The organism is Sphingobacterium sp. DR205 (assembly GCF_011064245.1).
Lineage (GTDB): Bacteria > Bacteroidota > Bacteroidia > Sphingobacteriales > Sphingobacteriaceae > Sphingobacterium > Sphingobacterium athyrii.
The window spans coordinates 4,123,165-4,145,625 of sequence record NZ_CP049333.1 but is presented as its reverse complement, the minus strand read 5'-3'; the positions used below and the strand labels follow the sequence as shown (position 1 = coordinate 4,145,625).

The window sequence follows — 22,461 nt, the reverse complement described above, 5'->3', positions numbered from 1 at the left end:
TGATTTAAAATGTATATCCAATGGATAGGCTAAAGGAACTGCCCACTTTGCGGTTAAAAGTTTCTTTGTCGCCTATGCGCATCTTTTTGGTTCCGTCTGCTGAGGTTTCGTAGTAACCTTCCTCATATTTTTGTGAAAAGCCGAATTTCCACTCGTAGATCTCATCCCACTCCTGGGTTGGCCATTCGGAGTTTGACAGGCCTTTCCATCGGTCCTGTATCTTGTAGGTTTCAGGCCTGTTCACATAAAAACGGAAGGGGCTATTCAGCAGATTGCTCAGGTTCAGTTTGAGGTCCAGATTTTTATTTTTCAATAATTTGTAGCTCAGCTGTGCGTCCAGCTGATTGCGGGGACGCTCGTATTCAATAAGGTCTTCGCTCATGGCTGTCATAAAGGTTTTGTAGCCCATATGGTTGAAGGCTACGTTGGCACCTAATCGGTCTCCGGCATACTGCAAGGCCGCATTGTGTACGACGGGTATCTGTCCATAGAGCGGGCGCTTGCTTTTCAGAAACTGTTTTTCCCGATATTCAAAGGTATTTCCATACTTATCCGTGTCGATGCCCTTGGCCCTGAATTCGGCCGATTGTACTTCGGAGCTTTGAAGCGTGATGTTTCCGCTGAAATTGAAATCCTCCAGCAGGGAGCCCGGAAGTATAAATCCAAGGTTTTTACGGATATCAAACTCCAGTCCTTTTACTTTGGCCCATTCGGAGTTGTTCGTCGTGACATAGATACGGTGTGAGGAGTCCATCATCTGCCGGTACAATTCGATCGGGTTCTGAAAATATTTATAGAAAAATCCGATGGAGATGACTTCCGCGAGGGAAGGATACCATTCCAAACGCATGTCATAATGGTCTATGACGGTAGACAGTACACCTTCATTCCTGCGGTAAGCTCCGCCCAGTGCGGGATCCTGGCGTACCATCCTGGAGTTTTCGATCAATGCGGGGCGGACTACCGACTGCGAATAGGCCATGCGGATATTGAAATCCTGTACGGGTGTCAATGTCAGGCTCGCCGAGGGCAAGTAGCGCCAGGTTTTCTCTTCGGTCTCGGGATCTGCCGTCATGCCCACCAGTTTGCCGGTTTTGGGATCGACAAAGCGCTGCTTGCGCATAGCAATGGTGCGTGCATCCATCTGTAGGTCGTTGTCGCCGTTTTGCAGGCTTTTATACTTGAAGTATTCGGCACGCAATCCCCAGACCAATCTGATCCAGGAGTTGAAGCGGTTGTCTAGCATGGCATAGACTGCCTGGTTGATATTTTTCCCTTCATAGGCACTGATGGAGAAGGCGGCAGGATAATAGAACATCCCATGTAAGGGATCTTTAAATTCAAGGTACTTCGACCAGGTATTGACGGGGGAAAAGGTATTTGCACCGACCGAAACGATGGGCAGGGAGACCCATTCGAACAATCCATGCCGATCCATAAACTGATAGCCGCCTTTCAGGGCCTGCTTTTGCCCCAGCCAGTTCGTCTGATAGCTCAATGCAGCCTCAGCAATGCTGTTGGTCTCCGTATAATGGTATTCGGAGCGTGTAAATGTCCCGTCACCGGCATTGGCATAATGCGAAGGGACGACATTGTATAGGGTGTCATTCAGGGTGCCTCTGGATTCGAGCCAGGCCTCGGTCGCATCTTTCTCCAGGTTGTTTAGCCGGTTGCGGGCGATATTCCATTCCACTTTAAAATTGCCGAAACGATGTTCCCCATCCAGCCTGTTCTGGAGCATATCGATAAATTTGGGGCGGTCGTACTCCCAGATAGCCGGTCTCGAGCCATACCCAATATCGTTTCCCCAACCTTCGATTACGGAAAACTGATTGTTGAACATGCGGGAATAAAAGTTGCGGGAGGTTATTTTATGATTTTTGCTGTTCCAGCCTAAATTGACCAATCCGCTTAAGCTCGAATTAAAATTATACTGTGTGGAGATGGTCGGGTTGATTTCTTTTCCGGTGTTTATATCGTAGGTGGCCCCGTCTGTTTTTTGCCAGTTGCCCCGCTCGAAATTGGAGATGTGATCAATAGACTGTTCATTGCGATAACTGAGCGAGCCTACAAAACCAAAGATGCCTTTCATGGTATTGTAGCTCCGTCCCAGGCTGAACTGATAGTTTTGTCCAGGTAGTGCGGTATATTTTCGTGTACCAAGACGTTCCAATCCACCAATGCGTTTGTTCTGTGCCGCGATCATTTCGGGGGTAAAAGGCGTCACACCTTCGGGTACAGGTTTATAAGGGTTGGCAGGATCATAATTGATGCCGTTGAATACGGTCAGATCCCGCGGGAACTTGCCCCGTGTGCCATCGTCAAAGGCCAGGTAGTCCCAGCTGCCACGGCCATAGCCCAGGAAATCTTTTCCCGTTGATCCATTGATATACTTGCTGCCCACCGAAAAGGAAGTAAAGTTTTTCAATGGAATGGCCAGGGTGTTGATCTTGACCAATCCACCGCCAAAGCCAAAGCTCAGGTCTGGCGATGCGGTCTTGTGGATAATGACATTGTCGATCAGGTTGCTCGGTACGATATCAAATTCGAAGTCCCGGACCTGCACGTCGGTACTGGGGAGGGTAGCACCATCCATCATGGCAAGGTTGTAGCGTTCGGCAATACCACGGATCACGACCCGGCGGTTGTCATTGGTGCTGACACCCGCGATGCGCTTGAGGGTTTCGCCTACATTTTTGTCTGGTAGAACGGCGATTTGCTCGCGGCTGATGCCGTTGGAGATCGTCGCTTCATTCTTTTGTTTGGCATAGAGCGAAGCAATACTTTCCTGTTTATAACTTCCGATGACGACCACCTGCTCCAGACTTTTTACGGCATCTTTTAAAACGATGCTGAGGCTGGTCTGCTTCCCGGCATGGACAACGATGTCAGTGATCCTTTTTGTCTGATGGGAAATGTAACTGACCTCAATGGTATAAGTTCCGGCGGGGATGTTCAACGTATAGCTTCCATCGGCTTTACTTTTTAAGGACTGGCCCGTCTGGAGCACGCTGATACTGGCATCTGCGAGCGCTTCACCATTTTCGTTTGTAATTCTTCCAGTGACCGTTCCCCGTTGTTGCGCCGCCATGTTCGTTGCGTCCCAGGATAGTGAAAGGGGGCTGGGGGCTGTCTTTTTTGCCGAAACAAGCACGGATTGGTCCCGTAGCACAAAGGTCAGGGGCTGGTTTTTGAAGATGGCCGCCAATACCGTATTGATATCGGTGTTTCTGGTTTCTATCGTGACCGGTCTGGACATTTTAAGCAGGCTGCCCTCGACTAAAAATCCATAGCCTGTCTGCGTACTTATTTTTTTGAATACTTTGGCCAGGGAGCTGTTCTTTTCGGAGAGACTGATGTTTTGTCCTACCGCCCCTAGGCTGATCTGTAGCATGCCAAAAGCTGTCATGAAGGTGGTGAGCTTCATTTTCAATACTATTTTTGTATTTTTTTTATACATTTGTTAAGCTGAAATATGTGTTAAATCGGATCGAGAAATTCATTTGCCTATTCCGGCTATCGGCCAGTAGTGTTACGACCACTATTGGCTTTTTTTTGGAATAGGGTATCAGGTTGTGTATTATTTTGTTTCTACAATAAGCCTCCTTCCTTGCATTTCTACCTGAATGCTTTTAAATGTTTTTAATAGATTCAATACTTTTTCAAAAGGCCAGGAGCGTGGTATTCTCCCTGTAAAGGTTTCTTGTGTTGCGGTGCCCTTATAGTGGATGTCAACATTATACCAACGGCCCAGTTCGTCGATAACGCTACCAATATCCGCATCCGTAAAATCAAAATACCCCTCTTTCCAAGCGATTACTTCAGCCGGATCCACATTTTTTATGGACATGGACCGGCCGGCTACAATACCCTGTTCACCGGGCTTAAGGATGATGCGTTGATGTATATTGGTCAGGGCGATAGAACCGCTTAAAAGGGTTGTTTTGGCGATGGATTTAGCGTTGTAAGTATTGACATTAAAGTGTGTGCCCAGCACTTCGATCCGTTGATTTTCGGACTTCACCCGGAAAGGCATGGCAGCGTTGTGTGCTACCTCAAAGTATACTTCGCCGGTGATGGTCACTTCCCGTGAAGAGCCACGGAAGGCTGAAGGGTAGGTGATCGAAGATTGGGCATTCAACCAGACCTGGGTGCCGTCAGCTAAGGTCAATTGGTACCTGCCGCCACGCGGGGTAGAAAGTGTATTGGAATATACCTTGCTGACCTTCTTACCCGCCGTATAAACCAGATTGCCCGGTTTTAGCTTGTTGATATGAATGTTTCCTTCGGCAGTGAGCTCTCCGTTTTTGGAGTCATCCAGTAGAATCTTTTCGCCATTGCCGAGCGTTAAGGTAGCTTGATCCGTTCCGGGGCTAATCGTATTGCTTTGCTCTTTTGCGCTGACGGGCAGCTTGTCGGACTGCTTCTTGAAGATGTATAATGAAACCGCACAAAGGAGAGCTAAGGAGGCAGCTGCTTGCCATATACTATTGCCCGGATTTAGAAAAAATCGCTTTTTTGGCATTTCTGCCCTTGAGGATGTCTCCCGATCAATCTGATCGAAGATCTTCTCCTGCAGTTGTATTTTTCTGACCGCGCGTTCTTCGGAACTTAAATGTTCGATGAGATCCGGATTGGCTTCAAATGAAGCGTACCAATCTTCAAGCAGCTGAAGCTCATCTTCGGTTATTGTTCCTGCTTCGTATTTAGCGAGTATATCTAGTATCTGTTGATTTTGATCGTCCATTTCCTTTGCTTTATACTAACTAGTACCCTAAGTATTGGAAAGCGGGAACAGGAATTTCAAAAAAAATAATTTTGCTTAATTTTTTTGCATATATAGCAGCAGCACCAGATAGAAAATATCCATTTGATGCTCTTTGATTTCAGAGCGCATGATATTCATGGATTTGGTAATGTGCTTGCGGACCATCGCTACAGAAATGTTCAATTGGTCGGCAATATCCTGATTGGAGCGTTTTTCGAAACGGCTCAATAGAAAGACCTCTTTGCAGGTGGCCGGCATTTTTTCGGTGATCTGAAAAATCTCTGCATGGATTTGCTTGGCCTCGAGTATATTATCGGGCTGAATAGGAGCGGTATACCCGCTGTAGGATACGGTTTCGATATATTTATCCTGGATTTTTTGCGCCCGATAGGTTTTAAATACCTGAAATTTTATGGCCGTTTTTAAATAGGCCGCAAGGGAATGTTTAACCTGGATTTCTTTTCTTCGCAAGTAAAAATCCACAAAGACGTCTTGAACGATTTCTTCGGCCATAGATAGTGAGCTTGTCCTCTTACCTGCAAGATTGATCAATGGCTCCCAATAGCGGTTATAGAGTTCGGAAAAGGCTGCTTTATTGTCCTCGAGTTGGACCAGGCCCACCAGTTCCTGATCTGTAAGTGTTATAAATTCACAATTAGCCATGGTAGTTATGCAAAAACCAAATGTAAGTAGGCAATTATACCTGAGCGTGTTACGAATATTAATAAATTATTAATATTTACTTCAGTCCTTTTTTTGCTGCGACATCCATGGATGTGGGGAAAGACTTTAAACCCTGTTAGGATTGGTCGGCGGAAATTGCATGCTCTTTTCAGAGCATGTTGCCTATCATTTACATCAGCGACGTAGAATTAATTTATCTTTTTACTCCTGACTATTTTTGTTTATTGGTCAAAAGTTTTTATATTTACTGCTGCAAATAAATAGTTCGTCTAGGGTGATCGGAAAAACCAGCGTGCAGCTATGGATTTTGCAATGGATCAAAAATTCCGTGGAATATGAAATATTACCTACTTACCTTTTCTGTTTCGGCCCAGGTGCTGACCAAACGTACTGAGATCATAAACTATCTGAGTCGGCATATTGCTGATTTAAAATACATTTCAGCAGATTTGCAGGATAAACTATGTACGATCACGTTTAGATCCAAAAGACGCGATGAAGCCGCTATTCTTAATCTTATCGCGATCAGAGGGTTTAACGCATCGTTTTTGTCAGCGACTGAAAGTTCTTAACTGCAGTCGCTGTTCGATAACCAAAAAGACTTTGACTAATAAGTAGAAAAAAAATCTACTAAATTAGTATACATTATTTGTTTTTATTCTTACATTTGTATTATCGTAGTTTCAATTGGCGTTGGCGACGATCTAATCATTATCTAAACAAAGTAAAAATGAAACAGCATTATCTAAACCATCCTTTCAACGTAAGTAAACAAATTTTTCTCAGATACACATGTAGCGTTCTCTGCGCAACGAATGTGTTGCTAGTACTTTTTCTCCAATTTTCCAGACAACAAGAGCGATAAGCTATTTATTGTTGCTGTCTCGGCTATAAATAGGTTTATGGCCTGCACATCTATTTTTTTAATTAATCTATTCTACCTATGAAAAAGAGAAGAATACTGCATTATTCTGCCTATCTATTATTGGCAGGTCTGGCTGAAATGCCATTTTACACATATGCACAGGATTCCCCAAAGACAATTATCAATGCCTCCTTCAGAGGACTGGTTATTGACGCCGAGAATGGACAGGCCATTGAAGGTGCTACAGTCAAGCTCTATGGTGTTACGCATGCAGTGACGACAGACAGAAAGGGCAACTTTGCTTTCGTGACCGGACAAAAGCTACCGGCACGCGTCGTCGTATCCTCCGTCGGTTATAAAGAACAAATAGCACTGATCCAGGAGCAGGGGGACACCGTACGTCTGGTCCGGGAGGACCGGGCACTGGAAGAAGTTGTCGTCGTGGGCTATGGTACACAGAAACGCAAAGATTTCACAGGTGCGGCTGCCAGTATCGCTGCTGATGCAATCAAGGATGTTCCGGTACAAAGTTTTGACCAGGCTCTGGCCGGCAAGGCTGCAGGAGTAAGTATTTCCCTGCCGAATGGCCTGCTCAATAATCCTCCGGTCATACGGGTACGGGGACTGAATTCGATATCCCTCAGTTCATACCCCTTGATCGTCATAGACGGTATTCCCGTAAATACCGGCAATATCGGTTCGTCCAACGTGGCCAACAACCCGCTCGCTGATATCAATCCGTCGGATATCGAATCCATTGACGTCTTAAAAGATGCGGCTTCGACTTCCATCTATGGTTCGAGGGCTGCAGCAGGTGTGCTAATCGTGACAACCAAAAAGGGAAAACAGGGACGTGCAAAAGTCAGCTATGACGTATGGGGATCGGCCGTGACAGCAGCACGATTGCCCAAATTGTTGAATGCTAGCCAGTATATAGCGATCAAAAATGAAGCTGTCCTGAACAACAAGATTTTGTCGGGCAATGCAAATAACGACAAGGTGGCCAGTGAACTTTTCTTTCCGCAGTACAGTGCAAATGGCAATCTGGTGGAAACTAGCTGGTACGATCATGTCTATAACACGGGATATAGCCACAACCATAGTCTCTCAGTGAGTGGGGCCAATGTAAACACGCAGTACTATTTTTCGGGAAATTATTCGGATCAAGAAGGTTTTTTTGCAAAAAATAGCTTTGACCGCAAAGGCCTGCGCTTTAATATCGAACATAAGGTAAACGATTGGTTTTCTGTAGGGAGTAACCTGACCTACAACAACACTTTCAATGATGCCAAAAATTCGGGTTCACTGCCTAGCAGCCAGCTGCTGTTGATCGGTGGCGCACGGCTGGCACTTGTATTACCGCCAAATGTTTCGGCCTATAAGGATGATGGTACCTACAATTTAAGTAGTACGGGGTTACTGGGGCCGGGAGCCAACTTATTTACCAATACATTATACAATCCCGAAGCACTTTTTGCCTATAGTAAATATACTACCGGGAATGACCATATCCTGGGCAATGTGCATGCTTCGGTCAACTTGCTAAAAAATTTGAAATTCACAACCACTTATGCTGTCGACCGCAATCTGTCCACCACCAAGACGTATCTGAGCCCTAATCTGGGCTCATCGGGATATACGAATGGTGGATCGGTAAATAATGTGAGCAGTCTACGCAACAATTGGAACTTTACAAATAGCTTGAGTTATGATCAAGTGTTGTCTGAAAAGCATGCGCTATCCCTTTTACTGGGCTACGATATCCAAAAATATGACAACGATAGCTGGAATGCATCGCAAAATAATGCATCGGATCCGTTTTTTGAAAATTTTCAGGGCAATTGGACTACGCTTTCCGGGGCGGGAGGGAGTATTTCCGAACGTTTCTACCGTTCTACATTTGTGCGCGCCACCTACAATTATGGCAAACGCTATTTCCTGACCGCTAATTTTAGAAGAGATGGCAATTCGGCCTTGGGTGCCAACAATAAGTACGGTGATTTTGGTGGGCTGTCCTTGGGCTGGTCTGTTTTTGAAGAGGACTTCTTTAAAAATAGCCGCCTCGCAAATGTGCTGGGCGACTTACGCTTCCGGGGGAGCTGGGGTAAAGTGGGCAATGGCAATCTCTCGGCTTATGAATCGCTCAACCTGTATATCTCATCGCTCTATGGCACGGTGCCCACATGGAGCATTTCCCAGGCAGGTAATCCGGATCTAGGCTGGGAGACTTCCGAACAGACCAATTTTGGGTTGAGCCTGGATCTAGCGCAGAAGCGTCTGCATGTGGATATCGATTACTTTAGGAACAATGTGAATGGCCTTATTCTAGATGTGCCACAGTCGCCATCAAAAGGTATTCCGGGCAATAGCATCCTCAAAAATGTCGGCAGCATGTATAACCGGGGTATCGAGTTTGCCATCAGCGGCGACATCCTTCGAAAAGGAAATTTTACATGGAATTCATCCTTTAATTTCACGCATGTAAAAAATAAGGTAACATCCCTGTCTGAAGGAAATGCGGATATTATCGGGTACACGCATACGACAACAGAAGCCAATAACATTACTCGGGTAGGCTATGCTGTGGGCAGTCTGTATGGTGCTGTCACCGATGGGGTAAACCCGGAAAATGGTCAGCGGGTATTTATCAATAAAAATGGTGAGCGGGTACAATATAGTGCCGCCGTAGCTTCAGGGCAGAGTAATTGGACTTATCTTGACGGCCGTGTTGCCAGCCCGATCACGGTAGCGGATTATCAGGTGCTGGGGACGGCATTGCCGACCTGGTATGGCGGTTTTAATAATTCCTTCCGTTATAAATCTTTTGATGCGGCGGTCAATTTCACCTTTGCCGGCGGGAATAAGGTAATGAATGGTACAAGGGGTACGCTGCTGGATCAGCGTTTTTACAACAATTCAGTCGAGGTGCTCAACCGATGGACCACGGCTGGACAACAGACGGATGTTCCGCGATTGGTCTATAACGATGTGATATCTAATGGTTCTGCCGGATTTTCCATTGACCAAAATGCCGAGAAAGCTGATTTTTTACGTTTGCAACAGCTTACACTTGGCTACACGTTCCGTGGTAGCCTGTTTAATACAATCGGTCTTTCCAGCATCCGTATTTATGGTCAAGCGTCGAATCTTTTCCTGATAAGTGGGTATTCGGGTACCGATCCGGAGTCTTCTTCGAACGGAAATTCCAATACCTCGATTGGCATCGAAAAGAATTCTATCGGGCAGGGCCGTACCTGGACGGCAGGTTTAAATGTCTCATTCTAAATAGTTGTAAACATGAAAATTAAAGCAAAGAGAAATAGCTGCCTGGTCAGCGCATTATTATTGGTATCCACGCTGAACTCGTGTAAAAAGGAAGACGGATTGTTCCCGGTTCCGACCACATCCATATCGGATAAAAACGTATTTGATACCCCTGCCCGGATTGAAGGTGTGGTCAATGGTATTTATAAGAACTTGAAAGCGGCCAGTTTATATGGTGGACGTTATCTCCTTTACCAGGATGTCCGAGGGGAGGATTTTATCAATGTCACGGCCAACAGCTATACAGCATATGAAAGTTGGAACAATTCCTACAGTTCGGGATCCAATGATATCAACAACCTGTGGTCTGCTGCATACACGACTATTAATGGCGCAAATATCCTGATTGATGCGCTTAGCCCAGGTACTGCAGTCATCAGCCAGGATCTGGCTAAAGCCTATATCGCTGAAGCAAAGTTGCTGCGTGCAGTGTCCTATTTCAGTCTGGTGACAGTATTTGCACAGCCCTATAACAAAGATCAGGGTGCTTCACCGGGCTTACCGCTGCGGTTGAAGGCTGAAGTCGACGGTAATAACAATGACCTGGCCCGGAGTACTGTTGCCCAGGTATACACACAGATCTTGAGCGACCTGGATGCGGCCGAAAAGGATTTGCCGGAAAATTATTCCACTGCGCTGCTCAATACGACACGGGCACATAAAAATACGGCCCGGGCTTTCAAAACCAGGGTGTATCTGACGATCAATAACTACCAAAAGGTACTGGAGGAAGCGAAAAAGATCGTCCCGCAGCAGGCCGCTCCATTTAAAGCGCAACAGGGCGTTGCGCATGAATTGCAGGCAGATATTACCGCTATCTTTGGAAGTAATTATACCACGACTGAATCTATTCTAAGTATGCCCATGAGCACAACGGATGCGCTTTCGGGGCAGTCTGCGATAGGTTATGTTTATAATATCAATAAAGAGTATTATCTTAATCCCACCGGTATTTTAAACGACGCCCAATGGGATCCGGTAGACAAACGGCGTGGCCTCCTTCAAGCGAATGGGGGCAAACAATATTTAAAAAAGTACGCCAAGGCCTCACCCTATGTTGACTATATTCCGGTAATCCGTTACGCTGAGGTCTTATTAAACTATGCTGAGGCTGCAGCACAGGTTGAACAGCTTTCGATTGCCGGGGCGCTTTTAACCGCAGTCCACCAGCGGTCAGATGCAAGTTTTGTATTCCCGGGTGCATCCCTGACCAGCAAAACGGCCATCTTGGAAGCAATTGGCAAAGAACGGCGTATTGAGTTACTCGGGGAGGGATTGCGCGGACATGATCTTCTGCGCCACTTAAAAGAGTTGCCCGCTAAAGGGGATGCCAGTATACAGACACCAAGCGTGCCTACAATTGCTCAAAACTATATTTTTCCGGCGCCTAACACAGAATTGGCGACTAATAAACTTTTTAATTAAATCAGTTGAACATGAATAATACAACTAAACTCATCCTCCCTTTGCTGCTGACCAGTGGGGGATCCTTACAGGCGCAACAGCAGACATTGTCACTCCAAGGTACGGTGAAGAACGGGGCGGTAGCTGTTGTCTATCTGCAACGTTTTGAAAATAAAATTTTTACGGTCATTGATTCTGCCCAGGTCAAAAACGGCGGATTTTCCTTCCAGCGGCAGCTGCCGCTTCCTGAATTGTATGGTATTTCTACACAGCGGGATGTCGTGCCAAGCTATGTGTTCCTGGATGCTGGCGATAATAAAGTGACGATTGATGCAACAGATGAGAACAGGCAGAAGGTGTCGCTATCTGGTTCAAAAAGCCAGCAGCTCTTTGAGGAATATCGGGCACAGCGTAAACCGGATATTCGATCTTTTATTCAAAAATATCCGAATAGTATTGTTTCCAGTTACCTTCTTTACAGGGAATGGTCTTATCGGCTGTCTCCCGAAGAACTTGAAGTCAATATCGCATTGCTTTCCGAGCGTCAGCAGCAATCGCGCTACATACAGGACCTCCGAAAAATTATTGCGGTCATCCGCCAGGTCGCTGTAGGAAAAAAAGCCCCAGCCATCGTAGCTAATGATCCCGATGGCAATCCTCAGGCGCTCTACGATCACTTGGGCAAATATACACTGATTGATTTTTGGGCTTCCTGGTGTCCGCCATGCCGCAAGGAGAATCCTAATATTGTGGCCAACTACCAAAAGTATAAATCCCAGGGTTTTGAGATTTATGCCATTTCACTGGATAAAAAGAAAGAAGCTTGGCTAAAAGGTATTGCGGATGACCACCTGATCTGGCAGCATGTCTCCGAACTGAAATACTGGAATAGCGAAATTGCGGCTGATTATGCAGTGCGTGCAATCCCAGCTAATTTTCTGGTGGATGAACAGGGGACCATTATTGCCAAAAATGTCCGCGGAGAGGAGCTTGGCAAAGTTTTGGACAGCCTTTTTAATCAGGAGAAAGTGGAGATCGGGGGGCTGAAGAAGGATTTTAAAGGACAAAATCCCATTAGCTATGAGTCCACAAAATCCCAGGATATTGTGAAGCAAGAACGCGGTATTTTCTCGGTGGACAAACGTATTTTTTTTACGAACGATTATGACGGAGCACGGTTGAATGGGGTACAGAAATCCAGTGATGGCGTGTATCATGTGCAAGTGGCCCCGGAACGCACGCCGATCAATCCAAGCCCGTGGTATGGTTTTCAGGTCTGGGCTGCCCGGGATACGACGATAAGGATCCAGCTTGATTATCCATCAGGCGTGCACCATCGTTATGATCCAAAAGTGAGCAAAGACGGAACGAGCTGGAATAAGCTGAGTGGTGCTTCTTTTGATTTGCCGGTCTCCGGTGAGCGCACCTGGGTTTCGGCCCAGGCAAATGTTCCATCCAAGGCGGTATACCAGTGGATTGAGCAGGTAAATCCTGCTGTCCAGCTCCAAAAAACGGAAGCAGGTAAAACGGGCTTGGGCAAAGCACTCAATGTATATGTGGCGGGGAATCCTGAGAGCAAAAAGAGTATTGCCGTCTTGGGAAGACAGCATCCTCCCGAAATTACGGGGCATTATGCTTATGCTAGTTTTGTCGAATACCTGCTCGGCAACAGCGCGGATGCAAAGGAATTTCGGGAGAAATACCGCATTTATCTGATCCCTATCGTTAATCCGGACGGTGTAGATTTGGGACACTGGCGTGCCAATGCGAATGGTGTGGATCTCAATCGGGACTGGTCCGAATTTAATCAGCCCGAGACCATTGCCCTGCGCGATTACTTTAAGAAAGAAATAGGGCAGCAAGGCCGACAGCTCTATTTTGCGATTGATTTCCATTCGACCGGGAGTGATATTTATTATACAGTCGATCCTGCATTGCCAAGCCGATTTCCGGGTTTCATTCCCAACTGGATAGCGAGTGTCAAAGAAGCAATTCCGGGGTATGAGCCCCTAGTGAAACCCTTATATCTGGGTGGGCCGACCTTCACTGCATACAGCTATTTGTATAAAAACTATAATGCCGAAGCATTGGTCTATGAAATTGGCGACAACACGAATTCCGATTTTATCCAACGCAAGGCCCGCATTTCTGCACAAAAACTAATCGAAAAACTGAATGAAAGCTAGTAGATACATAGGTTGGAAACATCAGTTTATCTGTCTGTTTCTGATGGGAAGCATTTTTCCATTTTTTGCCAGGGCAGGTGCAGATGATAGTTTGATCGTTGCAAGCGATCTGGTACGAATAAAAAATATTGTTGATCTGCAGGTGAAACCAGATGGTAGCGAATTGGCCTATGCCGTAAAGGGAACTGTGGCGGATACGGCCAAACATGCGGGATTTCGCTATGAAACGATTTGGTATGTGAATAAAATAGCCTCGTCAGCAAGGGCTGAGCCGTTGAAAGGAGATCTTCAATTTACCCAAATCCTATATAGCCGGGATGGACGTAGATGGGCTATTGGCAAGGACAGCAACAAACGTGCGCAACTGTTTTCATTTCCGGCAAGTGGCCAACCGCCCTTACAGATAACGACATTGGCCCAGGGGCTGGGGACAGTAAGGTTCAGTCCCGACGGTTCGAAAGTACTTTTGTCGAGTAGCTACAGCCTTGGTGATCTTGCAAAAAGTAAAGATTTCAACGCTGCGGGCATGTTGCCGCCATGGGCATCGGAAAAACCGGGCGATCGCAATCACGCATCGTTGTTGGGCGAGCCCGCGCAGGAGGATCCGGATGGAGATGTCGCCGGGATAAACGCCTATCTCAAACACGATGAACGGGAGGGTATTGCCAAAGTGACCAATAAATTGCAGTTTCAAACAGAGAATTCAACGACAGGTGAAATCCGTTTTACTCATTGGTATATCCTGGACCTCGCCGCAAAAACAGAGCCTATGCCTTTAACGCAAGGCTTTCGAAGCTATTCCGGTGCTGAATTCTTAGGGAATAATAAGGTTCTTTTGAGTGTGGAGACCGAAAATGGCCTACATCCGGATCGTGTTGTATCTACTGATCTTGTCCTAGTGGACCTGAACTCACGAAAAAGGGAAACTATATTGAGTGACAGTATACATCGCTATCAGGTTGCTGCAGTATCTGCATCGGGAAAATGGGTGGCGGTGAACCGTGGACGGCAGAATTCGCTGACGGTGGGTGAACTTTATCTCTATAATGCCCAGAATTGGAAAGGTTTCAGCCTGGCCGTAGATCGTAGTCTGACCAATGTGCAGTTTTCGCCTGATGAAAAATCGGTTTATTTTATTGCATCGGATCGGGGTGGTCGGACGATCAACCGTGGTGATTTAAAGACTAGAATTATCCGCACCTTAAGTTCGGTAGAAGAGGGGATCGGTGAGTATTGGGTAAATGGCCAGAAAGCCTTCTTCACCAAAACGACTTTTGCTAATCCATCGGAACTGTATCGGGCGGATGCCAACTTTAAGAATGCGGTTGTAATCAGTGACATCAATTCAGGCTGGCTATCGGGAAAAAACATTGGTATTGCACAGAAAAATAATTTTCGAAATGACAAGGGGTTGGAGGTCGATTATTGGTTATTGAAGCCGGCAAACTATCAGGAAGGAAAGCGCTACCCATTGTTGGTAGAGATACACGGTGGCCCCGCATCGATGTTTGGACCTGCGGATGCCAGTATGTGGCACGAGTACCAGTACTTTCGTGCACGGGGCTATGCTGTTTTATTTTCCAATCCCCGTGGTTCAAGCGGTTATGGCGAAGCGTTTTTGAAAGCTAATTTTAAAGACTGGGGTGCGGGGCCATCACGCGATGTCCTGGAAGCAGTCGACCGATCGCTTGCGACAGGTACTGTGGACAGTGCGCAGCTGTTTATCACCGGCGGCTCCTATGGTGCTTATCTGACCACATGGATTTTGGCGCATGACAGTAGATTTCGTGCGGCATCGAGCCAACGGGGGGTGTATGACCTCTACGTCTTTTTTGGTAGCGCCAATGTGTGGCCCATGTTGAAGCGTTATTTTGATGGATTTCCGTGGGAAAAGGGTATGCGCGATATCCTTTTGGCACAGTCTCCCACCACCTATGCCGAACAGATAAACACACCTTTACTTATTTTTCATGGAGAGCAAGACAACCGCACAGGTCCCGTGCAGAGTGATTTTCTATACAAGCAACTCAAATATTTGAGCCGCCAGACAGAATATGTCCGACATCCAGGTGCGGATCATGAGATCACACGCTCGGGCAACGTCGGCCAGCGACTCGATCAGCTGCTGCGGACTTATGAATTCTTTGAACGGTATCGGCATTGATCCTGCTGCTTGAGGCTTGGTCGGCAAAGCGTACACTTGTACGCTTTGCTCAAGCAACAGATTTTGACGATCATTATGCATTATTTTGCTATTGAAACGGTAATCCATAAAAAATGTTTAAAAAACATTTATCTTAGCGGCAGTAAATCATGATTGCGCGCGTTTTTAAATTAGGCACCATAAGTTTGCTATTGCTTTGCATTCTCCTGCTAAGCTTTAGCAAAGTATTTATTGTGGTGAGTTTTTATGCAAACCAGACTGATATCGCCAATAGATATTGTATCAATAAAAATAACCAGTCGTTACACTGTGACGGGAAATGTTTTTTGATGCGTATGCTCAAAAAGGAAGCACAACGGGAAAAAGACTTTCATGAAAACTTTTCCAAAACACCGGTCATGTTCTGCGGACATTATTTTCCTTTGATCGTAAACAAAGCGTATGTCCCGGCACTCCGTAAAGAACATCATACGCTACGCAATGTTGCATTCCGCAAATTTGATGTCTTTAACAAACTGCTCAGACCACCCAGCTCAGCAATAGCATAAATTCGTATACTTTAAGTATCGCTCCAGCGATTTATGGGTAAAACAAAATTGTAATAGCGATAACAATTGTTTTACACCTTTTCAGCTGGATAGTCCCCATTTTTCAAGATAGAAATGATAATCTCTTGCAGAGCAACCAAGCAATGGCTGGAATTTGCTGTACAGGACCTTGTCGGGGGCGAGTAAGACTCATTCATTGTTGATCAAATTTAGTTTCTAATGCTATTGAACACCCGCTATTTAACACCTTTTTTAATTTTTACACTGATATTTACAATTTTTACAAGCACTGTACAGGCCCAATCCAGGGATACACTATTGCCAAAACAGCTCGACTCCGTTTTTATAAGATCACATTTCAGGGCGAAAGACAAATCGAGTTTCCAGTCTGCGCGAATAAATATTCGTGATTACGAAAACCCACAGGTAACGGCCAGCGTGGGTACCAACCTGACCAAAAATAGGAATTACTTTACACAAACGACCATGCTGTCTAATGCCACAGGTGTAACACCCAGTTGGGCCGGGGTGGCCCCCTACTTTACGATCCGCGGATTCCGGACGCGAAGTAATTTTAGAAATGGGCTGAATGCTTATCTGCAATACAGCGACGAAAATAGCAACATCCAGCAGCTGGATGTTATCAAAGGTCCGAGCGGCACCTTGTTTGGCGGCACCAACATGGCTTTTGGTGGACTGATCAATGTGCTCACTGCTATTCCCCTCGATAGTGCCTTTACAAATTTTTCTCTGGCTGCGGGTAACAATGCGCTCCATCGCACCAGTATCGAAGTAAACATGCCGCTAGATTCCGGTCATAAAGCACTGTTCCGGATGTTTGGTACGTATACGTCGAGAAGGAGTTTTCAGGATCAGGGTTTAAATAAAAGCCTTTTCCTGGCACCAAGTTTCAGCTACCAGCTTACTCCGGATTTAAAGATTAGAATGGAAGCCGAATTCTTAAACCGGAACACTACAAATAGCCCCTTATTCACACCTGCTAATCCAAAAACGGCTGCCGGACCGGATAATGTACAGTATTCAAGAGGGCTTGAGCTGGACTACCGAAAATCGTACACGGACAACAGCCTGTTGTGGAAGACCTCTTCACTGAATTTTTACGGAAAGATAAGTTATGCGATTTCGCCGAACTGGCAGTCTGAAACGAACTTTGCAAGTACATATAGTACCTCAAATGGCGATTACCAAACAAACTTGTTGGTCAACAATAATGCTGCTGTGGCTCGGAAGGTACTACGCTATGAAGCAGAAGACATGAGCAATAATCAGGTACAACAAAACTTTATCGGAAATTTTAAGGTAGGTAACTGGGACAATAAATTGCTTGTTGGCCTTGACTATCACCGCTATAGTTATGCGGCAAATTATAGGAGTGCGGGCTATGTAGACACGGTATTAATTGCGGGGCACTCGGCTGCAGCAAATTTATTTAATGCAGACCTTGTCCGGAATATCGTGCTATCCAAACAACCCAGCAACTCGGTCGCTCCACAAAATGCGTACTCGGCTTATGTTTCGGACGTCATCAAGCCCAACGATGCGTTGACAATCATGCTGAGTGCGCGTTACGATAGGCTGATCAACTTTGGAACACGGGATGTGCTGACGGCCATCACAACGGCTGACTATAAGCAATCTTCCATTACTCCTAAGATTGGACTGACCTATCAGCTTATTCCAAAGACCGTTACATTTTTCGGGAATTATATGCGGGGATTCCAAAATATAGCACCAATGAGCAGCAATGGTATCTTATATAATTTTAAACCCCAATATGGAAGCCAGTGGGAATCGGGGATTAAAATCGCCGTACCCAATAACGTACTGGATCTCACCTTGAGCTACTATGATATCAGTGTAAGCAATACTGTGACTACGGATCCGAACGATGCCACAAAATACCTACAGCGGGGGAAGCAGTACAGCCGTGGCGTAGAGCTGGATGTACAGACTGAGCCTCTGCAAAATCTTTTTCTACACGCTGGTACAGCCTATAACAACAGTAAAATAACGGTTGGCGATGCCGCCGTCCAAGGATTGAGGCCTGTGAATGCTGGTCCGAAATGGTCTGCGACCTGGTATGCTAGTTATGAAGTTCCGGTGGATAAGGTCAGTAAATGGAACATCGGTTTCGGGGGCAATTACGTGGGACAGGACCTAATAATCAACAGCACAAATGCTGGAAGTTTTTATACGAATGCCTATACACTTTGTAACGGTAATATAGGCTATACGTATCGACAGCTCCAATGTCGTTTTACAGCTGAAAACCTGTTTAACACCCACTATTATTATGGCGGAAGGGGCTTTATTACAGCAGGTAGCCTGCGGCAGTGTATCTTGTCGATGGGGCTACATTTTTAATGGATTTGGATGGTGATCGCTACCAGTAAACTGGCTGGTGGATTTGTACAGCACATATACACGGTTAATTTAGATGTGCTAATCCACCAGACCAATTAGCATATCGGCTAATTTTTATTTTATTTGTTCTTCGCAATTCTAAATCCGAGGTCGTCAATTTTAAATTTTAAGGGATGGCTCCGTCGGCGGGTCGTTGCCATCACGCTTCTTTCTAGGTCACAAAAACCGCCCCCACGGAAAATACGGTAAGAACCATATACTTCTGTATCGTATAGGTCTGAACACCATTCCCAAACGTTGCCCAACATATCATAAAGCCCCCAGGGATTTGGTGTTTTCTGTCCAACGGCATGCGTTCTATTTTCTGAATTGTCCTTATACCAGGCGATCTGATCCAGTGCCCCATACCTAATTCCGGTTGTCCCGGCTTTACAAGCATATTCCCATTCGGCCTCGGTGGGTAAACGAAAACCATCCGCTGATTTTTTAAAACCTATGTTTCCGCTTTCATCCTGAATGATATAGCAAGGTGTTAAGCCGTTTTGAATTGAGAGTTTATTGCAGAAAATCACAGCTTCTTTAAATGAAACTGTTTCCACGGGAAGTGACTCCCCTTTGAAAGTGCTCGGGTTTTCATTGGTTATGTTGAAATATAGATCCTGCGTTACCGGAAATTTTAAAAGAAAAAAGGGAGCTATTTCAACAGTCCATTTCTCTTTTGTCCGATCATCGCGTAAATCAATTCTTCCGCTCGGTATATCGACCATTTGTTCTAAAATCGTTGGACTCTTCCGTGTGCTGTCTGGATTCATTGGGCTAAGGTAATTTAGTTTTTATTTCTTCCGTGGATGAAGATACTTAAACTTTTGTTAGCGCCCAGCTTTCCTTCGATATAGACTAGTGTGACCGCCCAATATTTCAATTGCTATGCATCTGATAATATCGCTCCAGATAGCGATAAATCATGGTTAATGAAAAATGAAATCGATACCCGAACCAATTGCAAATACCGACAGCATAAATGTGATAAAGCCCAACATGTAAGCGAAGAATGCTTTTAAATAATTTGACAGCTTCGTAGGATCAAAGAACTGTCCGACGGACCAAACGCCGTACAACAGCGCCAAGATACTGGCATAGGTCATTACGCTTTGATGAGCGATACCTTCAACCAGTGCAAATAGTGCATAGATCAACATGCTCATTCCTAAAACGAAACATAAGAGAATAATGATCTCAAAGAGATTAAACCCATATTTTTTGAAAAAGAGTTTTGTCCACAGGGCAATAAATATCCCGATGATAATGTTGGCATAGCCATAGTGACCTTGAATCCAAAGGAACATCTTACTCGTCGTGGAATGTTGGGATTCATAATAACTGATATATTTATCTTCAATATGAAAAAAGTGGCTTAAAATTGAATAAATAAGTGAAGTAACAATAATAAAAATAATAGGCTTGACCAGACGGCTTCGATTTTCGGAGATGTAGTGCCGTACATTTTTTCCTGGCGTGGTAATGAGCTCGCGAATCGTGTACAAAATACCACGCTCAAAGTGGAGCACATGTTCTATTTCATGGGCAATATAATGGGCGTCGATTCTTTTAAGCACAGCTGGATGGCCACAATTGGGACAGAAATTAGAATTGATCGCAATTTTACAGTTTTTGCAAGTTGTCATTTTCAAGGAGTTCTATAGGTAATTCAAGGTTGTCAATCCATGGCGTTCGCTGCCCACATTATTGGTGGTTTTTTGCTTCTTATCGATTGCCAATTTGCTCAAAAATAGAAGAGTTTTTGCGAATAAAAGCTACACCTAAGTGTAGTTTTGTTTAATTTCGAAGCATAGAATTTGAACATGGATTTCAAAGATTTATTTTCATCCCAAAATGTGGTCACAAACCTGTCGACAACAGATCTCGAGCAGGCTAATAATTACATCGAACTTGTGAAAGCCTTCGCGCGTATTACTTATCAAAGTATATACATTATCGATTATCAGCGCAAGGCTTTCGAATTTGTCTCTGACAATCCCTTATTTTTAGCCGGGTTAACATCAAAACAGGTTAGAGAAATGGGGTATAGCTTTTACCAAAAATATGTTCCCGAGGCAGATTTTCAAATGCTTATCCAGATCAACAATGCAGGCTTTGATTTTTATCAAAAAATCCCCTTGAAGGAGCGCAAACTATATGTAATATCTTATGATTTTCAAATACAGGACGCGAATAAAAAGTACATTTTGATCAACCATAAGTTGACGCCGTGTTTTCTGACTGAAGACGGAAAGATATGGAAGGCCATTTGTATCGTATCGTTGTCTTCAAACGTATCCTCAGGAAATGTAACCATCGAAAAGCTTCATGCTGATCAGCTCTGGGAACTTGACCTGCAGACTGATCGATGGAGTGCCCGAAGAAAAATTAACCTCAGCGAACGTGAAATTGAAATATTACGCTATTATCACCGAGGGCTGACCATTCACGAGACTTCTGAGAAAATATTCGTTTCAATAGACACGGTGAAGTTTCATCGCCGAAAATTATTTGAAAAATTGGGCGTAAGTAATATGAATGAAGCTTTGCACTTTGCGTTAAATAATAGACTATTATAGTGTTAGATCGTTTTAGAATTGTTATATTAAATTTAAATGAAAATTCCAAGTCCAGAAAATATCAAGCAGATCTTTGACGCTTATTATCCAGTGGATATTAAGTTTTGGATCGAATTTTCAAAAGTAGTGGAATGTCGCACCTTTGCCAAGAATGAAGTTGTCAAAGCCTATGATAAAACCGAAAGGTTCATTAATATTTTAATATCAGGTTCTGTCGGTCATTTTGTGCCTTATCAGGACAAAGATATTTGCATCAATTTGTATTATGAAAACCAGGTATTTAGCGATTATCTTTCTTTTGTATCTCAAAAACCTACGGTCATCAAAACCGAGTGCATAGAGGATGTGGAGCTTTGGTCGGTAAGTTATAAGAATCTGCAAAGCCTATACGACAAATCTGACCGCTCGCTTCTCATTGGCAAAGCTATTTCGGATATTATGTTTACAGCTAAACAGTCAGAACAAATAAATCTCCTTACACTGTCACCTACCGAAAGATATCGGAAATTAATAAACGAACGACCGAAGATTTTTCAACGCACCCCACTCAAAATTATCGCATCCTACCTGGGTATTGCCCCGGAGAGCCTGAGTAGAATAAGAAAGAAGATTTCTTAACTTTCGTCAAGTGTTTTTGGCTTTATTGCAATTATTTTTGCGCATTGCAAAAATGCGAAACACATATTATGAAAAGAAAAATCAACTTTGGGGCCATTGTCACTTATTACATTATCGCGATAGTCTGCCGCTATTTCACCAACAAAACAGAATTGCTAAGCAGTTTCGAAAGCCCATATCTAAAATCTATCCTTACCGGAGTTGGGCCTGCTATTGGTGCTACCGCAGTATTTCTAATATTCAATATTAAACCGGTGCTGTCGCTCAAAGGTAATTATAAAAATATGCTGATCCCAATGGCTCTTTATTGGGTATTCCCCATTGCTTTAATTAGTATGGTGTCATACGTTACACTTGGTAAAATACCCTATTTAGCAATATCTTCAGTTTTGATCTACGGCTTGTTGGAAGAAATAGGTTGGCGTGGTTTTCTCTATCAGGAATTTAAAGCGTTGAAACCATTATATAATATACTTTTATTGTCTGTGCTATGGTTTTTATGGCATCTGAATTTTGATTTCACGCCTATACAAATATCCTTTTTTGTGATTTTGGTATTGGGAAGCTGGGGGATAGGTAAGGTCGCCGACAGCACGGGTTCCCTTATCGCTGTCAGTGCATTTCATTCTCTTAATAATTTCTTCCCAACCATGAATACCAAAAGTGGTGCAATTTTGGGCATCTTGCTCATTGTATGGATTGTCAACTTGGTATTGCGGAAAAGAAAGATGGAAAGAGGCTAAATCCGCCGATGATCACTGCTGAACGATTGTAATATTAAAAATACGAAAACGTTGTAGTTAAATTACGAAAACGTTGTAGTTAATTTTTGATCTGCTATTTTATATAGGATCTTGTAGCTCAATTTGCCTATCTTATTCGACTATGCTTAAATTT

The 22,461-nt window shown here is 44.4% G+C and carries 15 protein-coding genes; 10 read left to right on the top strand and 5 right to left on the bottom strand.

The features are described 5' to 3' along the window. Positions 1–4: 4 nt before the first annotated feature. From G6053_RS17945 to G6053_RS17935, 3 genes are all read right to left on the bottom strand, one after another. Positions 5–3,427 carry a TonB-dependent receptor gene (locus G6053_RS17945; protein ID WP_165307629.1) on the bottom strand — a complete coding sequence of 1,141 codons (3,423 nt, stop codon included), beginning with the start codon at positions 3,425–3,427 and terminating at the stop codon, positions 5–7. Positions 3,428–3,580: 153 nt separating this feature from the next. Next, positions 3,581–4,747 (bottom strand): FecR family protein, encoded by a 1,167-nt coding sequence (locus G6053_RS17940; protein ID WP_165307627.1) that lies wholly within the window; start codon positions 4,745–4,747, stop codon positions 3,581–3,583. Between the two features lie 75 nt (positions 4,748–4,822). Continuing rightward, complete coding sequence (locus G6053_RS17935) at positions 4,823–5,431, bottom strand: sigma-70 family RNA polymerase sigma factor (protein WP_165307625.1); 609 nt, start codon at positions 5,429–5,431, stop codon at positions 4,823–4,825. A gap of 356 nt (positions 5,432–5,787) precedes the next feature. Here G6053_RS17935 and G6053_RS17930 point away from each other — a divergent pair, with 356 nt between their 5' ends. From G6053_RS17930 to G6053_RS17900, 7 genes are all read left to right on the top strand, one after another. Beyond that, complete coding sequence (locus G6053_RS17930; RefSeq protein WP_165307624.1) at positions 5,788–6,024, top strand: hypothetical protein; 237 nt, start codon at positions 5,788–5,790, stop codon at positions 6,022–6,024. Positions 6,025–6,395: 371 nt separating this feature from the next. Continuing rightward, positions 6,396–9,602 (top strand): SusC/RagA family TonB-linked outer membrane protein, encoded by a 3,207-nt coding sequence (locus G6053_RS17925; RefSeq protein ID WP_165307622.1) that lies wholly within the window; start codon positions 6,396–6,398, stop codon positions 9,600–9,602. 12 nt (positions 9,603–9,614) lie between these two features. Next, entirely contained in the window at positions 9,615–11,066 is a 1,452-nt protein-coding gene (locus G6053_RS17920) for a RagB/SusD family nutrient uptake outer membrane protein (protein ID WP_165307620.1), read from the top strand. Between the two features lie 11 nt (positions 11,067–11,077). Continuing rightward, a complete protein-coding gene (locus tag G6053_RS17915; RefSeq protein ID WP_165307618.1) occupies positions 11,078–13,231 on the top strand; it encodes a redoxin domain-containing protein in 2,154 nt (717 codons plus the stop codon). Continuing rightward, positions 13,221–15,395, top strand: coding sequence for a S9 family peptidase (locus tag G6053_RS17910; protein WP_165307616.1), 2,175 nt, complete (start codon positions 13,221–13,223; stop codon positions 15,393–15,395). The genes G6053_RS17915 and G6053_RS17910 overlap by 11 nt, the downstream gene beginning before the upstream one ends. Before the next feature lie 149 nt (positions 15,396–15,544). Next, on the top strand, positions 15,545–15,943 hold the full coding sequence (locus tag G6053_RS17905; protein ID WP_165307614.1) for a hypothetical protein: 399 nt from the start codon (positions 15,545–15,547) through the stop codon (positions 15,941–15,943). 219 nt (positions 15,944–16,162) lie between these two features. Beyond that, complete coding sequence (locus G6053_RS17900) at positions 16,163–18,328, top strand: TonB-dependent receptor (RefSeq protein WP_165307612.1); 2,166 nt, start codon at positions 16,163–16,165, stop codon at positions 18,326–18,328. Between the two features lie 119 nt (positions 18,329–18,447). Here G6053_RS17900 and G6053_RS17895 read toward each other — a convergent pair whose 3' ends face one another. Together G6053_RS17895 and G6053_RS17890 are read right to left on the bottom strand one after the other, a co-directional pair. Continuing rightward, positions 18,448–19,140, bottom strand: a complete 693-nt coding sequence (locus tag G6053_RS17895) for an SUMF1/EgtB/PvdO family nonheme iron enzyme (protein WP_206531765.1) — start codon at positions 19,138–19,140, stop codon at positions 18,448–18,450. Positions 19,141–19,296: 156 nt separating this feature from the next. Continuing rightward, positions 19,297–20,013 carry a DUF3667 domain-containing protein gene (locus G6053_RS17890; RefSeq protein ID WP_108633567.1) on the bottom strand — a complete coding sequence of 239 codons (717 nt, stop codon included), beginning with the start codon at positions 20,011–20,013 and terminating at the stop codon, positions 19,297–19,299. Positions 20,014–20,190: 177 nt separating this feature from the next. Here G6053_RS17890 and G6053_RS17885 point away from each other — a divergent pair, with 177 nt between their 5' ends. The 3 genes from G6053_RS17885 (at position 20,191) to G6053_RS17875 (ending at position 22,307) form a co-directional block, all read left to right on the top strand. Further along, positions 20,191–20,946 carry a LuxR C-terminal-related transcriptional regulator gene (locus tag G6053_RS17885; RefSeq protein WP_165307610.1) on the top strand — a complete coding sequence of 252 codons (756 nt, stop codon included), beginning with the start codon at positions 20,191–20,193 and terminating at the stop codon, positions 20,944–20,946. A gap of 36 nt (positions 20,947–20,982) precedes the next feature. Beyond that, the gene (locus G6053_RS17880; RefSeq protein WP_165307608.1) at positions 20,983–21,564 is read left to right on the top strand and encodes a Crp/Fnr family transcriptional regulator; all 582 of its coding nucleotides are present in this window, start codon (positions 20,983–20,985) and stop codon (positions 21,562–21,564) included. A 68-nt stretch (positions 21,565–21,632) separates the two neighbouring features. Next, positions 21,633–22,307: a CPBP family intramembrane glutamic endopeptidase gene (locus G6053_RS17875; protein WP_165307606.1), complete on the top strand. Its 675-nt coding sequence runs from the start codon at positions 21,633–21,635 to the stop codon at positions 22,305–22,307. Positions 22,308–22,461 lie beyond the last annotated feature (154 nt).